The 14818-nt window shown below is 39.4% G+C and carries 13 protein-coding genes; 8 read left to right on the top strand and 5 right to left on the bottom strand.

Translation table 11 applies throughout. The features are described 5' to 3' along the window. Positions 1-6 precede the first annotated feature (6 nt). A complete protein-coding gene (locus HRJ06_RS12770; protein ID WP_242035232.1) occupies positions 7-1473 on the bottom strand; it encodes a sigma-54 interaction domain-containing protein in 1467 nt (488 codons plus the stop codon). Positions 1474-2071: 598 nt separating this feature from the next. Here HRJ06_RS12770 and HRJ06_RS12765 point away from each other — a divergent pair. Genes HRJ06_RS12765 through HRJ06_RS12745 form a run of 5 tightly spaced genes read left to right on the top strand, consistent with a single transcriptional unit; the run spans position 2072 to position 7922 of the window. Further along, positions 2072-3226, top strand: coding sequence for an amidohydrolase family protein (locus HRJ06_RS12765; protein ID WP_174733312.1), 1155 nt, complete (start codon positions 2072-2074; stop codon positions 3224-3226). A gap of 13 nt (positions 3227-3239) precedes the next feature. Beyond that, positions 3240-4604 carry an APC family permease gene (locus HRJ06_RS12760; protein ID WP_174733311.1) on the top strand — a complete coding sequence of 455 codons (1365 nt, stop codon included), beginning with the start codon at positions 3240-3242 and terminating at the stop codon, positions 4602-4604. A 35-nt stretch (positions 4605-4639) separates the two neighbouring features. Then, entirely contained in the window at positions 4640-5854 is a 1215-nt protein-coding gene (locus HRJ06_RS12755) for a M20 metallopeptidase family protein (protein WP_174733310.1), read from the top strand. Next, positions 5838-7184 (top strand): glutamine synthetase family protein, encoded by a 1347-nt coding sequence (locus tag HRJ06_RS12750; RefSeq protein WP_174733309.1) that lies wholly within the window; start codon positions 5838-5840, stop codon positions 7182-7184. The genes HRJ06_RS12755 and HRJ06_RS12750 overlap by 17 nt, the downstream gene beginning before the upstream one ends. A 45-nt stretch (positions 7185-7229) precedes the next feature. After that, positions 7230-7922 carry a type 1 glutamine amidotransferase gene (locus HRJ06_RS12745; protein WP_174733308.1) on the top strand — a complete coding sequence of 231 codons (693 nt, stop codon included), beginning with the start codon at positions 7230-7232 and terminating at the stop codon, positions 7920-7922. A 134-nt stretch (positions 7923-8056) separates the two neighbouring features. On the opposite strand, the gene HRJ06_RS12740 is transcribed toward HRJ06_RS12745, so the two are convergent. Next, a complete protein-coding gene (locus HRJ06_RS12740; RefSeq protein WP_174733307.1) occupies positions 8057-9055 on the bottom strand; it encodes a DUF3231 family protein in 999 nt (332 codons plus the stop codon). A 260-nt stretch (positions 9056-9315) separates the two neighbouring features. On the opposite strand from HRJ06_RS12740, the gene HRJ06_RS12735 reads away from it, so the two are divergent. Then, on the top strand, positions 9316-9516 hold the full coding sequence (locus HRJ06_RS12735) for a cold-shock protein (RefSeq protein WP_174733306.1): 201 nt from the start codon (positions 9316-9318) through the stop codon (positions 9514-9516). Between the two features lie 283 nt (positions 9517-9799). Here HRJ06_RS12735 and HRJ06_RS12730 read toward each other — a convergent pair whose 3' ends face one another. Further along, on the bottom strand, positions 9800-10873 hold the full coding sequence (locus HRJ06_RS12730) for a hypothetical protein (RefSeq protein ID WP_174733305.1): 1074 nt from the start codon (positions 10871-10873) through the stop codon (positions 9800-9802). 245 nt (positions 10874-11118) lie between these two features. Between HRJ06_RS12730 and HRJ06_RS12725 the strand changes: the two genes are divergently transcribed. Continuing rightward, positions 11119-11907 (top strand): PAS domain S-box protein, encoded by a 789-nt coding sequence (locus tag HRJ06_RS12725; protein ID WP_338421090.1) that lies wholly within the window; start codon positions 11119-11121, stop codon positions 11905-11907. 192 nt (positions 11908-12099) lie between these two features. On the opposite strand, the gene HRJ06_RS12720 is transcribed toward HRJ06_RS12725, so the two are convergent. After that, the gene (locus tag HRJ06_RS12720) at positions 12100-12822 is read right to left on the bottom strand and encodes a serine/threonine protein kinase (RefSeq protein WP_242035238.1); all 723 of its coding nucleotides are present in this window, start codon (positions 12820-12822) and stop codon (positions 12100-12102) included. Between the two features lie 592 nt (positions 12823-13414). On the opposite strand from HRJ06_RS12720, the gene HRJ06_RS12715 reads away from it, so the two are divergent. Continuing rightward, entirely contained in the window at positions 13415-14227 is an 813-nt protein-coding gene (locus tag HRJ06_RS12715) for an alpha/beta fold hydrolase (RefSeq protein ID WP_174733303.1), read from the top strand. A gap of 53 nt (positions 14228-14280) precedes the next feature. Here the strand turns inward: HRJ06_RS12715 and HRJ06_RS12710 are convergent, their stop codons facing one another. Then, positions 14281-14718, bottom strand: coding sequence for a S1 domain-containing RNA-binding protein (locus HRJ06_RS12710; protein ID WP_174733302.1), 438 nt, complete (start codon positions 14716-14718; stop codon positions 14281-14283). Between the last annotated feature and the right edge of the window lie 100 nt (positions 14719-14818).

Below are 14818 nucleotides of genomic sequence, written 5' to 3'. Positions count from 1 at the left end.
TCCCCCTTAATAGATTTGGAGTTTTTTGATTTTATAATTGAGATTCTGTCTAGAGATCCCAAGCTCCTCACCGGCTTTAGTAATATTACCAAAAGTATTCTTTAATGTTTGGGTGATCATCTTGCGCTCGAGTTTCTCTAATTCCTCGGGTAAGGTACCTGTTTGCTTCGTTGATCGTAAGTCATCCGCTATCAATTCCTGTTGTACTATATTATTTTTCAGCATTGAAGGGAGGTGATCATAGCTAATCTCTTCTTCCTCATAAACAAGGTTTAAGCATCCTTCTATAATATGTTCCAGTTGACGGACATTTCCAGGCCAATGATAGTTCATAAAAAATTGATAAACATCCTTTTCTAGTCCGTGTACATTTACATCCAAGGCTTTAGCATGTTTGGCAATAAAATGGTCGACCAATACGCGAATATCATCTTTACGATATCTAAGTGGAGGGATCACCAAGTTTACGACGCCTAAGCGATAAAATAAATCTTCCCGAAGTCGACCATTGGAAATTGCGTTAAGAGGTTCCTCGTTTGTTGTAGCAATTACTCTGACATCATTCTCTATTAGTTTTGATGAACCAAGTCTTTGAATAGTCCTTTCTTGCAGTACACGTAATAATTTTGCCTGAAGGTTTGTGCTCATTGAATTAATTTCATCGAGCAAAAGCGTTCCCCCATGTGCCTGCTCAAACAGCCCCGGTCGATCAACGGCCCCTGTGAAGCTCCCCGAAGTAGTTCCAAATAGGAGACTTTCCAGTAATGATTCAGGAAGAGCAGCACAATTTTGGGCGATAAACGGTTTATTTTTTCTAGGACTTTCATTATGAATGCTTTGAGCAAATAACTCCTTACCTGTTCCAGTCTCACCTGAAATTAAAATGTTCGAACTAGACCTCGCTGAACGGCGGGCTTGTTCAACGGTATGGCCCATTTCTCTGCTAGAAAAAATGATATTTTCAAACCGGAACCTCGTATTATTTTTTACCGAGGAAATGGCAGAGGTAGGAAGGGAGTCGTTTTTACTTTGCTTTTGAAGATCCATAATGGTTTCTGTCAGCTTCTTTTCCTTGCTGATATTCCTAGAAATTTCTATAGCGCCAGCTTTATGTCCCCCTAGGAATAAAGGAGTGGTTCGAGCCAAAACAGTAATAGCCTGACCATTTGATGAGAAGTGGGTTTCCCGGTGATTAAGTGTGCGCCCTGTTTTTAAGGAGGTCAGCAGTGTACTAGTATTCTCTTCTAAGTTCCAAATGTCTTGTGCTCTCTTGTTTTTAACAGCATCTGGTTCCAATGTGTCTAATTCACCGGCGGTCCGATTATAAAAAAGGATAAATCCATGTTCATCGATAACACATATTCCATCATTAACCTGATCAAGGATTACGTCATATAATTGCCTAGTTTTATTCATTTCTTGAATTTGTAGATTCAGCTGCTGGGTTTGTGTGATGTCTTTAAGTATGAGCAAGTAATATCCCTTAAAGTTTTCGGTTTCAAAAAAAGAAATATTTCCGATAAGCTGCTTTGTTCCTATTGAAATGGATATCCCTGTTATATCCTTTTTCTGAAGGCTTTTATTAAAGTCCTCCGAAGGAATGAATTCATAAATGGGGGAACCTATTAGTCCTTGAGGGCTTCCTAAAAATAGTCGAGTGGCAGGGCGGTTAAGCGAGAGAATAGCTCCTCCCTCATCTATAAGAATCATAGAGTCAAAGGAGTAGTTCCATATTTTTATTAAGGGAAGTTCTGATAGCGTTTGAATAACAATCACCGCCTAAAATTAATTTATATGAAGCAAATATTTTTTCAGTACCGATTCATAATATTCAAAAAGTTTTATTTATATTAAGAATAATAGTTTTTCTTTTCCAAAACTACAAGTAATATGACAAATTTAATACGAAAAAAAATTTGCTAGCGAAAAATTTTTGTCTAAGATGTGATGTTCACAACCATATTTTCATCCCTAAATTGTTAGAAATGAAGGGTTTTTTTAACAGTGGGCAAATTCTGAATACTTGGCACGTTTTTTGCATCTTGTAAAAAAAACAAAAAGGAGGGGTAAAATGAAGGTTTCATTACAAGACTGCCAAGCTATTGATGTCCATGCTCATCCATACGTAGCTAATCCTGAACCATACACCCAGGAAGAGTTCGTGAAAAAACTATCTCTCGCAGTGATTCCAAATAAAATTCCCGCCAACTACAGGCTGGTAAACAACCAACCCTATCCAGGGAGCAATATGTGGGTCCAAATCCTAATTCAGCGTTTAGCAAAGTATTTATCATGCAAACCAAGCCTTGAAGCTGTAGTTGAACATCGAAACGAGAGAGCTAAGGATTTTCAAAAGTACACAAAAAACCTTTTTCAGGATGCAAATTTAACAGGAGTAGTGGCTGATTTTGGTTATCCAACACCCATGCTGAAAAAACAGGAATATGCGGAATTATGTGGTGCGAGGATTTGGGAGATTTATCGTATCGAGCCAGTAATGATTCGTTTGGCCAAAGAATCCGAAAACTTTGGTGAGTTCATAGATCAATACCGATTAGATCTCAAGCTTGCTCTAAAAAGAGAAGGAGTGGTAGGGCTAAAATCCATTATTGCCTATCGAAGCGGGCTGGATATTATGCCAATGGATAACCAAGGTGCTTCTATGCAGTACGAGGAATTTAAAGTGGATGATAGATCAAAAGTGAAGATGCTGAGAGATTATTGTCTGCATATAGCGATGGAGGAATGCACAACAGCAAACAAAGTGATGCATATTCATACTGGTATTGGAGATGGGGAAGTGGTCCTTCCGAAAGCTAGTCCTAGTTTCTTGTTGGATATGCTTCGGGATAAAAAATACCAAGACACTAAGGTTCACCTTGTACATGGAGGATATCCGTGGGTGGAAGAAGCAGCCTTCATAGTCAGCATACTGCCAAATGTATATATGGATATTTCATTACAAAACCCTTTTAGTGGGCATGGGGTCAAGCGAATCTTGTCTCAAGTCTACGAATTTGCGCCATTTGATAAGGTAATGTATGGATCAGATGCTTTTACTATGCCAGAAATGAACTGGCTTGGTGTGCACTTATTCAAGGAATGTTTTGAAGATGTTCTAAGTTCCTGGGTTAAATCAGAATATATGGATTTAGAGATGGCACGTGCTATTGGAGAAATGGCACTTTATCGCAATTTTGAAAATGTTTATCAGGAACATTTATAGAGGGGGAGAAGGTATGAGTAAAGTTAACCAGTTAGGGCTTGAGCCTCAGAGAAAGCTAGGTTATTGGCACATTTGGGCATTAGGAGTTGGAGCTGTTATTGGAGATGGGATCTTCCTGCTAATGGGACAGGGAATTGCTATCGCTGGACCTGGTGCGATTTTGGCCTATGGAGTAGCAGGGCTTTCTCAGTTATTTTTAATGGTTGCACTCGCGGAGTTAGCCGTAGGTATGCCTAGTGCTGGGGCAATGTCTTTATGGGTGGAACGTTTCATGGGTAGATGGTGGGGCTTCTTGGCCGGTTTCACTTTTGCTGCAGGATGGGTAATCGCAGGCGGGAGTGTTGGTCTTGCATTGGGATCAATAACGATGTGGTTCTTTCCAGGTCTAGAGGGAGATTTTTGGCCAGTATTGTTTGCAGTAATCTTCATTTCTATTTTTGCCTTATTAAATATACTTGGAGCAGAAATAACAGCTAAAACTCAGCTATTATTGGTTGTTATCATGACTCTTGTGATGGCACTTTTCTCAATAATCGGATTTAAAGATATTGACTTTAATAATTTTACACCTTTTTTACCACACGGGATTGATGGGTTTTGGGCTGCTGTCCCACTGGGCACTTATGCTTATTTAGGAGCAGTTACATTAGCAACTGCCGGAGGTGAAGTTAAAAATCCAAAGGACTTGCCAAAGGCGTTGATTTGGTCAAGTGTAACATTTTTAATTTTATATTCAGCTGCACAAATTGTTTTGCAAGGTCTCATTCCATGGGATCAAATTACGATGGATAGTTCACCTTTCACTGAGGCAGCTGGAATAATCTTTGGAATTGCTGGAGCTTATGTAATGAATATGACAGCTTGGATAGCGGCCGCTACTTGTATTCTAATGGGAACATTATATGCTGCTTCCCGTATTCTTTATGCTCAAGCCAGAAGTGGTTATTTGCCTGCCTTCTTGGGATATATCCATCCTAAAACTGGTACTCCAGTGTACGGAATTATCACTGTTTGGGCTATCTCAGTTGGATTAGTGATCTTGGGATCAGTAAATCCTGATTTCTTATATGTAGAGCTTTCTACACAACTTGTGCTTGCTTGGCTAGTATCCTGGACTTTAGCATTGATTGCTGGGATTCTCTATCGAAAAAACAATCTTCAGGAAGTCCTAAGCCTGCCATGGAATCAGCCTCTTTATCCGCTTTTTCCAATATTAGGATTAATTGGTATTGGAATAGTATTCTATGGTACTTTTGTAGGCTCTCCAATGACTCTTGTTAGAGGTGCAATATGGATGATCGGTCTTTACGTTCTATTCAGAATATTTAATAGGAATAAGGAAATTTCGCAGTCATCCGGTAAAGATACACAACTGTAATATAATTCATTACTTTAAAAAGGAGGCATTGTTCTTTGAGTTTAATCAACCCAATAGAAATCCAAGTAAAGAGTGAGCTGAAAGCAAAACTCCTTGAGATACGAAAACATCTTCATAAATATCCTGAACTTTCTTTTGAGGAATTCAAAACGTCAGAATATATTGGTAAATGTTTGAGTGAATGGGGGATTCCTTTTAATCGAATTTGTGAGACAGGAATTGTCGTAGATATTATAGGAGAAATGGGGAGTGGACCTCATATAGGGATTAGAGCAGACATCGATGCACTGCCGATCCAAGAAAAAACTGGGCTCCCATTTGCTTCTTGCCATCCAGGAATTATGCATGGGTGCGGCCATGATGGACATACGGCAATATTACTCGGAACAGTGTACCAGCTTTATAATCAAAGAAAAAATTTGAATGGGCGAGTGCGGTGTATTTTCCAGCCGGGGGAAGAAGCAGACGGTGCAGCTGCGAAACTGATCGAGCAAGGAGTTTTAGATAATCCCAATTTAGACGCGATGTTGGCCCTTCATTTATGGCCCCATCTGCCACACGGAACAATCGGGATTAGATACGGGGCCATAACTGCCTCCTGTGATGATTTTATAATTGAAATTGAGGGAATGGGTGGGCATAGTGCCAGACCGCATCAGGCAATTGACGCTATTGCAATAAGTGCTCAAGTTCTTCAAGCGATTCCAGCGATAGTAACGAAATTTAACAACCCTGTTGAACCTGTCGTTATTCATATAGGGAAGATAGCTGGGGGAACAGCCAACAATGTTGTGGCAGAACGTGTAACGCTTGAGGGAACAACCCGGGCTGTTACATATGAAACTAGAGAACGGATTAAGGCTCAATTGATAAATATCGTTCAAAATATAACACAGTCATTCGGAGGGAAAGCGCAAGTCCATTATAAAGAGAGTCATTCGCCTGTAATTAATTCTGAGTGGGTAACCAAGGCTATTGAAAAGAGTTCAGTGGAGCTTTTCGGAAGGGAATCTGTTGTTCAGCTAAAGGAACCTTCTATGGGAGCAGATGATTTCGGTGCCTTTGCAGAAAAAGTTCCAAGCACCTATTTCAGGCTTGGAACTGCCCAGGGAGAGCAAACAACGTATGACCTACACCACCCACAATTTAATTTTGATGACTCTATTATTCCCATAGGGGTTAACTTACTAACTTATACTGTTTTAAACCGACTGCAGAAGGAGTGTCACAACCATGTTTACAAAATCTAGTGTGCTTAAAACTGTGGATGAAGAGAAAGTGGAATTTATTAGGATGGAATTTCTCGATTATGCAGGCGTTACACGTGGAAGGACAATTCGTCCTTCACAATTACCAGCCGCTATGGAAAAAGGGATTAATTTCAGTACAGCTATTATGAGTTTTGATGTTTTTGACGAATATATACCAAATCCATCATATGGACCGAACGACGGTGATTTTTTCGCTGTTCCTGACCCAGCAACATTTGCCATCCTCCCGTATAGGAAAAATACCGCTAGAATGTTATGTGACTTAGTAGACATTAATGGAGAACCATGGCATGGATGTCCGCGAAATGCTCTTAAACGGCTACTCGAGGAAGTAGAAAGCCTTCTTGGAGGCAAAATGAATATGGCATTTGAGCAGGAGGCGTACTTACTTAAGGATGTAGATGGAAATTTAGTTCCTGCTGATAAAAGCCATTGCTTTTCAATTGATGGCACAGATATTCAAGAAGATTTTGTTCAAGAATTTGTTTATTCATTAGAGGCAATGGGCGTCAGTACTGAGCAAATATCCAGTGAATATGGACCAGGACAGCTTGAAATCAATTTGAAATATACCAATGCCCTTAAGGCAGCAGATGATCAGGTAACTTTTATGCATTTATTTAAGCAGATCTCTCGGGATAAAGGTCTGGTAGGTACACTTATGCCGAAACCTTTTCAAAACCTTTCAGGAAGTGGCCTCCATGTTCATATAAGTTTGTACGATGAGGCTGGAGAGAATTTATTTGAGGATACCACTGATCAACGAGGGCTTGATATGTCAGAGAAGGCTTACCATTTTATCGGAGGGCTTTTAAAGCATGGATCTTCACTCATTGCAATTGGAGCTCCAAGTATAAACTCATATAAAAGACTTCAACCGGGGTCTTGGGCTCCTGCTCACGTCTGTTACGGTTCTGGAAATCGGTCCGTTTTAATAAGAATTCCTGAGAAAAGAAGGGCAAGGAGATTTGAGTACAGGGGGGCGGATGGTACATGTAACCCATATTTACTTGCAGCATGCTTGGTAGCAGCGGGTCTTAGGGGTATTCAGAACCATATTGAACCAGGTGAGCCTGTCGATTTTGACGTTAGCACTGCAAGTGAGTTAAAACTTAACGAACGTTCTATTAGTTTAATTCCAAGAAGTTTAGATGAAGCAATTGATTGTCTTTCAACAGATTCGGTTCTTGCACAAACGATTGGCAGGAGTATCTGGGAAGAATTCATTAAAATTAAAAGGAACGAATGGGATAAGTATTCACGTTATGTAAGCGAATGGGAGAGAAATCTCTTTTCATCCAGGTTTTAGTCAATATCCAAAACGAAAGCAGTTTATCGGTGGGAGATAGGACGAATGAAAATACACTATATTCAAAATGATCCACTTGCAGAGTTAGGTTTAATCGGAAAATGGGCCTCTAAAAAGAGTCACTCGATTTCACTGACCCGGGCCTATGGAAACGAAATGTTTCCTCATCTAAATGAATTTGATCTTTTAATAATATTAGGCGGAAGAATGGGATCTTATGAGGAAAATGAATTCTCGTGGCTGGTTGCTGAGAAGAAATTTGTAAAAGAGGCAATAGACCATAATAAATGGGTGTTAGGAATTTGTTTAGGAGCACAGCTATTAGCGGATGTATTAGGAAGTAAGGTGTACCCCCACAGTCACCAGGAAATTGGCTGGTGGCCGATAGAATTGACGAAGGAGGCCAGAAATTCACCTTTTTTTAATGGTATTCCTAACACTTTTTTTTCTTTTATTTTCCACGGAGACACCTTTGATCTGCCTAAAGGTGCTCTCCGACTAGCTTCAACAAAAGGATGCCTAAACCAAGCGTTTTCTTTTGGAGAACGAGTTATTGGAGTTCAATTCCATCCGGAGTTTACTGAAGATAGCATAAATAAGCTTTCAGAAATGTTTGGACCTGAAATTGCCCCGGGCAGCTATGTTCAAAATCCAAATGATTGGGTTAACCAAAATAAAAATATTAAAGAAATAGAATCTGTCCTCTTTAAACTACTTAATAACCTTAGCAACAGGTGACAGGCACCATCCTTTTCCTGGAAAACAGGCCGTGAATACAGAGAATCCTACTGCGGCTTGATTGGCTAAAAGCCCGTGAATACAATCACGGGCTTTAAAAAAAACGCTAATGGAAATTAAATGGAACGTGCCTGTCACCTTTTTGTTAGGTATTCTCGGTCGATGGCTTGGGGCGGGCGTTCGAACCAGTTGTTTTTTATTAGCAGATTGGCTCCGTCTTCGGCGTAGAGTCCGATGTCTTTTATCATTTTGATGTATTTAGCTGATAGATCACGCCTCATGCTTAACGCGAGTGAGCCTCCTATATTGCCTATGCCAATCGCATTTAACTCAACAGTGTAAAAGAGCATCAGCTTATCTGAAAAAGGAGCTGTTGTCGACTCACTGATCCCAGCATCCCATGACTCTGGAGAAGGAAGTGAACATTCTTCCAAAATGCGGTGAAAGGAGTCCATGATAGTACGTGATAGTTCAATTCCTCTTACAAAATAGTTCCGCAGTTCTTCTGACTTTGCTGTCTGAGCAAACCCAGTCAATAAGGCCTTCCCAAAGGAATTATTAGTAAAATTCAAGAAGATATGAGTAATCTCAGCAGCAGTTAGAGGCCTTCTTTCCCCAAACCATCCCCTCAAGAACCCTGCATTCTCCACAATATCTGCATGATAAGAATCCATATAAGGCGGACGGATGTAAACACCCTTTGAAAGCATGATCTCCGTGGTTTCATTTTCGATTCTTACAGATTCATTTAAAAAATGGTTATATAAATCTTTAATATCTTTTCTTGCTGACATGGATAAGGCCATCCCGTTGGCAGAGATTCCGTTTTTACCTAAGTTTCGCAGGAAATAGAGCATATAAGTATCGGAGTATAGCCTAGGTGCTTTTATATCAACATCTTCATCAGAAAAACCGATCGGTGTATCAAATTTTTCATCTGAAAAAACACCGGAAAGTGTTGTTAAGTGTTCAGCAGATTTATCTAATGCGTATTCTACTATAGATTTAATTTCAAGATCTTTGACAATACGGTTAAAATATTTGAGGAGCGGAAGCGCGGCACTTTCGGCCATATAGGATGCCCATAAACTTCCCAATTCTGCTGATGTTAATTTTATATTGTGTTCCTTCATTAGGTCTACCTCCTGAACAATTAATACTATGATTAGTATTTACCTTTCTAAAAAAAATATTTGAAATATAAGGGAATGAAGAAATTCTGTCACCAATTTCCATTTACGGCTTGCATTTATTTAATTTGTCTGTTATTCTTAAAAAGAATTATTTTTGTTTGTTCGGCAAGGATTGGTAAAGTGATCAAAAACTTTCGACTTGAAGATTTAACAAGGATAGTACCAAAATGTGTGCATAGCACACGAGGAGGATAACACAAATGGAACAAGGTAAAGTGAAATGGTTTAACGCAGAAAAAGGATTCGGATTCATCGAGCGCGAAGGCGGAGACGATGTATTCGTTCACTTCTCAGCTATCCAAAGCGAAGGCTTCAAGTCATTAGACGAAGGTCAAGAAGTAACGTTTGAAGTAGAACAAGGTCAACGCGGACCCCAAGCTACTAACGTTCAAAAAGCATAATTAACCTAAACACACCAAAAAAGACTCTCTTGCAGAGTCTTTTTTTTTATGACTTTTTTCGGCTCTATAAGAAGGCAATAAAAAACCCCGCTCTGCGTAAGAACGGGGAAAATGAATCAATAAAGAAAATGGTAACCACAGTATAGCACACCTTTATCATTATCCCTAATTTTTTAAAAGTTCTGCATATGAAGGTGACAGGCACCAACCAATAAATTACCAATTTCTGTTCCTCCTACCAAAGCCAGCACCTAGCAACCGCCTATCTCAACATGTTCTTAACCTATAAGCCATGTCTCTCCGTAAGTTTTTCTTGCAGACCTGAAGCGAATCTCTGTGGATCATCCGGCCGGAGTTGTACCTTCATCACTTGTTTTTTAAATCCATAAATCAAATTAGCCTGCTGGGGTCTAAAAAACTCTATTTCAATAGCCGGCTTTTCTTTTACAAAATCAGCAAGGACTGCATCAAGGACATGTTTTTGTTCTTCCTTAGATAAAGTTTCGGGACCTTGATATGAATGGACAGTTTTTATTACGTTAAGAGGAACGACCAGCCTTTTTGTAATACCTATCTGCAAGTATAAGTGTTTGTCGGTGATGATAAAAGGACAAAGACGTATCGCTTGTATTTCAGCTAACAAAAAGAGAAGGGAGTAAATATTTAAAAACAGGGCGATAAAGGCAGCAACAGGGTTCCAGGAATGCAGCAGAAAGTGAAATCCGATGGACTCCAATACGAGCGCGTGAACAATCATCACGTAAAAAGCGATTGCTCCCGATCTTTTATGAAAACTATATACCTGAGAGCCATTCAACGAAGTGAAAGGTTTCTTTCTCCAAGAGAATAAACTGTAGTGAAACATCGTGATATCTGATGAAAGTATCTCCAATAAACGTGAAGGTTTTAAGAAATTAGAAAAAGCATTTTCTAAACGGTAGGGAAAGGCTTGGATATCCGTTACGCTTGTGTGGAAGGTTTTTATTATGGCGGGTAGCTTTGTAACCAGTTTATAAACGATAAACAGCTCAAGCAATAAAAACGCACCCTCGCCGGCAAACAGGATGTATTTTAAGTAGGAATAGGAAGAAAGCAAGCCTTCAGGAATAATCAGTATAGCCGCTCCATAACCTGCAATCATGACAGCTAGTAAATATTTCACTGAATAGCGATTTTTAATAATGAAAAAGTAGGTAATAAGGGGAATGACGATAATAAAATCAAACAGGGAGCCAAAAACCATTTCCTTTGGATAAGGCTGAACGATGTCTAGATGGTAAACGAGATAATTAGAAAAAATCACTAAAGTAACAAATAAACTAAACCACGTCCATTTGGGTTTAATGCAGGATTGCATAAAAGTTCCTCCTTAATTAAGAATAACTTTATAGTTAAATTTTACCATGAGAGACCGTTTTCTTCTATATTAATTGTGAATAACATATTAACTCTCATAGAGTTTATCGGATCGTAAAGTCCTCTTAGGAATTTCATGAAGTTAAGTAAACAGCAACTATCCTCTGATACCAATAACTGTATCGTTTGATATTGTTTATTCATAGGAGTAACATAGGGTTTATCAAGAAAAGGGGGAGAGCGAAAGTGGAACATAGGCCTGGTGACTCATTAACTGAATTTGAAAAAGAGAACATGTATCGGCAAATTGTGGAATACTCATTCCAGACTACTGTCATTCACTCCGACCATAAGGTTTTATATATAAATCAAGCAGGGGCAGATTTTTTAAAAGGATCCAAAAGTGAAATTATCGGTGCTAATATTGTAGAGGTTTTTACTGAAGAATACAGAGAATACATTATAGAAAGAATCCGTAGAGGAACAGAAGAAAATTTGGCTGGAGAGATGGTTGAAACGATTGTCCATAGGCTCGACGGTACCGTTTGTGATGTAGAGTTATACTGTCATCCAGTAATCTATGGAAATAAAAAGGCGATACAGTCAATCCTATTGGATATAACTGCACAGAAAACTGCCGAAAGAGAACTGAAAAGGGTCATGAATGAAGTAGGGACTCCCGTGGTACCTGTTAGTGAGGGCGTAGCTGTTTTACCCTTGATTGGAGAAATTGATGAAGATCGGGCAAGGCAGCTGTTAGAGGTGATGCCGCAAAAAGTAATTGGAAAGAATCTTAACTACTTAATCGTGGATTTCTCCGGAATTTACAATATTGATGAGGTTGTTATTGAATTTCTCTTTAAAATTAATTCGGTAATGAAACTGCTCGGCATTTCTCCTATTTGTACTGGAATTAGACCTGAGATGGCGCAGAAAGCAGTAGAGACACATAAGGATTTAACTTCAATCGTAACCATCAGCGATGTGCAGCAAGCTTTAACGAAGCTCGCGGACTTAAATAAAACCCAGTTATAAGCTTAGAAGGAAGCAGCTCTGAGCAGTCGTGTAGGCGCTTTATGTTATATGCCTTGGTCCTACTAGTTTGGTATAGCTTGTGAATATAGTAAAACCATAAGAAGCACTTTCTTAGCAGAAGGTGTTTTTTATTTTATACGAGAATAGTTCCGGTGGTCAGTTATTCGTTTTTTGATGTTCAGATTAGCTGGACTAGACAGTCACCCTCATAAAATCCTTTTGTATATCTCTCCAGTCATCATACGGTTCATCTATTTGGAGGAGTTTTCTAATGATTCTCCGGGCATCTAATGTAAGAGTCAGCTCCTCCTCCCAGGTTTGTTCTTGGTCGGTTTCGGGCTCATAGGAAGAGTAAAGCAAAAACAAAAGAAAATGACCGAGTCCATAAAAATCACTTCGGACAGACTGTTCTCTAAATGGATTCTTAACTTTCTTATTAGATTTATTGCTGCCAAGCCTTCTGGCCAGTCCAAAATCAATCAGCTTTAATTCAGGTCCTTCAACCATGACGTTCGGAATTCTAATATCTCTATGGACGAGATTTTTGCTGTGAAGATAGCCAATAATATCGTTTAACTTGATTGCGGTTTTAAAAGCTGTTTTCTCAGAGAAAACCATTCCCTCCTCAAAGATAAGCTGCTCAAAGGTTTTTCCATTTACATATTCCATCGTAAAAAAGGGTGCTTTTTTAAAAGTTCCTCTTTCATAAAAGCAGGGAAGGGCGGGGTGATCCAATTCGGTCAGCCAGTAAGATTCCTGCCTGAAATGCTCGGTGCTCTTCCTTGATAGACGCTTATGAAGCCGCAGCATTTTAAGAACAGCCCTGCGACCTTTAACTTGATCAAAAACGAGGTAGCTTCTCCCATAACTGCCGCAGCCAAGATACTCTTCGATCAGGTAACGACCATCTATCATATCTGCTTTAGTTAACTTCAGATCAAAAGCATCAGAAACGCCAAGCATTAACGATTTCATTATTGAATCCCCTCCCTTCCGCACAAGAATGGATTTAGCTGCTGAAAAAGCTGCTTCTGCTGCGGCGTTTTCCTTTATAGTGTTTATGGCCATATCCTTTGTGTTTACTGGAATAGCGTCTGTCGCTTGAGCTGTAGCGTCTTTTTTTTGTCGTTTCATTTAAAAGCTTCTTAATGATCTTTTTGAACATCTCATTTCCTCCTAATAAGTAATAGTTTATATACGTACTGACAACCTAAGAGTTTCACTGTGCAGGTTTATATTAAAAATAATACTTGGGAAGTGGGAACTTCAGTGTGGTGTTTGTCACCTGGCAATGAATTATATGAATCGATAAATATGGACCTCATAAAAATAATTGGAATTCGTTTTTGCAACAATGAATGTTAAGAAAGGAAGAATTAAGGCAGTAGTTCGGTTTAATAGTTGGAATGTTCAGACTATTATTTGACTTACGATCAATTTAGTTTTTATAATGAGTATTGAATAGAAAACGTTTCCAAAATAAGAATCTAGTAAAGGAGGTAATTTTTTGCCAACGATTGAGGTAAACGGTACCCAGATTTATTATGAGGATTACGGTCCCAAGGACGCTCCAGCTATTGTGTTCAGTCATTCGCTCTTTTTTACTTCTCGGATGTTCTTTAATCAGATAAAACATTTTGCAGGAGAATTTAGAGTCATTTGTTATGACCAGAGAGGCCAAGGTCAGAGTGCTAGAGACTCTCTTGAAAACTTGGATATGGATACGTTAACTGAGGATGCTGCAGCTTTAATTGAAGCCCTTGAGTTAGGCCGCTGTCACTTCGCTGGTAATTCAATGGGCGGTTTTATAGCTTTGCGGCTTGCAGCACGGCGTCCAGACTTGCTGATTTCCTGCACAGTTTTAGGTAGCTCGGCGGAAGAAGAGTACAAAAAAGCAGAATTTCAGCCAGTTGTCGAACAGCTGCAGCAGTACGGTGGTAAACCTATTCTTGATACTATGATGTATATCATGTTTGGTGATACGTCACTTACTGATCCTAATTTTGCAGAAGAGAGAACCTTCTGGCAGGAACACATGGCAGGACTGGATCAGACGATTGGCGATGCTGCCTACCAAGTGGTACATCGAAAAAGTGTACTTGAAGAACTAAATGGTGTGGAAATTCCGGTTATGGCAATTGCCGGAGCTGAGGATCACGCTTATACAATTCAGCAATCTGAAAACATTGCAAAGACGGTAAAAAACGGTGTTTGCGAAGTAGTTAACGGAGCAGGCCACTCTGTAGCCTTAGAAAAGCCATCAGAAGTGAACAGGCTGTTAGCTGAGCATTTAACAAAGGCAGCTAACATTCACTCATAAAAATGTAATAAAAAAAGGCAAGTCCATTTTTATGGACTTGCCTTTTTGGGATATTATCCGCGTCTTCCGCCTCTTCCGCCCCGTTTTGTTTCGGTGTTGCGTTTAAGGGAAGTTAAGTTCTCTTCACTGGATTTTAAAAACTTCAGCATTTTATCTTCGAAGTTTTCCTTCGGTTTGAAATTACCGCCTTTTGAACGGAAGTCATCTCGTCCTTGGCGTGGCGGGCGTTTAGTATATGTCGAGGTTTGCCCTTCAGGTTTATCGATAGCTTTCTTGATGGACAATGCAATCTTTCCATCTTTTTCGTTGATTACTTTTACTTCTATTTCGTCGCCTACTTTAAGATGGTCATTAACATCTTTGACGTAGCTATCCGCTACCTCACTAATATGCACAAGCCCAGTTGCTCCACCGGGTAATTGTACGAACGCTCCGAAATTTGTGATGCCTGTTACTTTACCTTGTACTTTGCTGCCTACTTCGATTGACAAAAAAAGTTCCCCCTCGATATTGTTGAAAACGACTTATTATAACAAATTATATAGGATAACGCAATTTAACTCAATAGCTGATTTCTTCCAAACGCAATAA

Source organism: Mesobacillus harenae (assembly GCF_013343715.1).
Classification (GTDB): Bacteria; Bacillota; Bacilli; order Bacillales; family Cytobacillaceae; genus Mesobacillus_A; species Mesobacillus_A harenae.
This window is presented reverse-complemented; position numbering and strand designations above follow the sequence as displayed.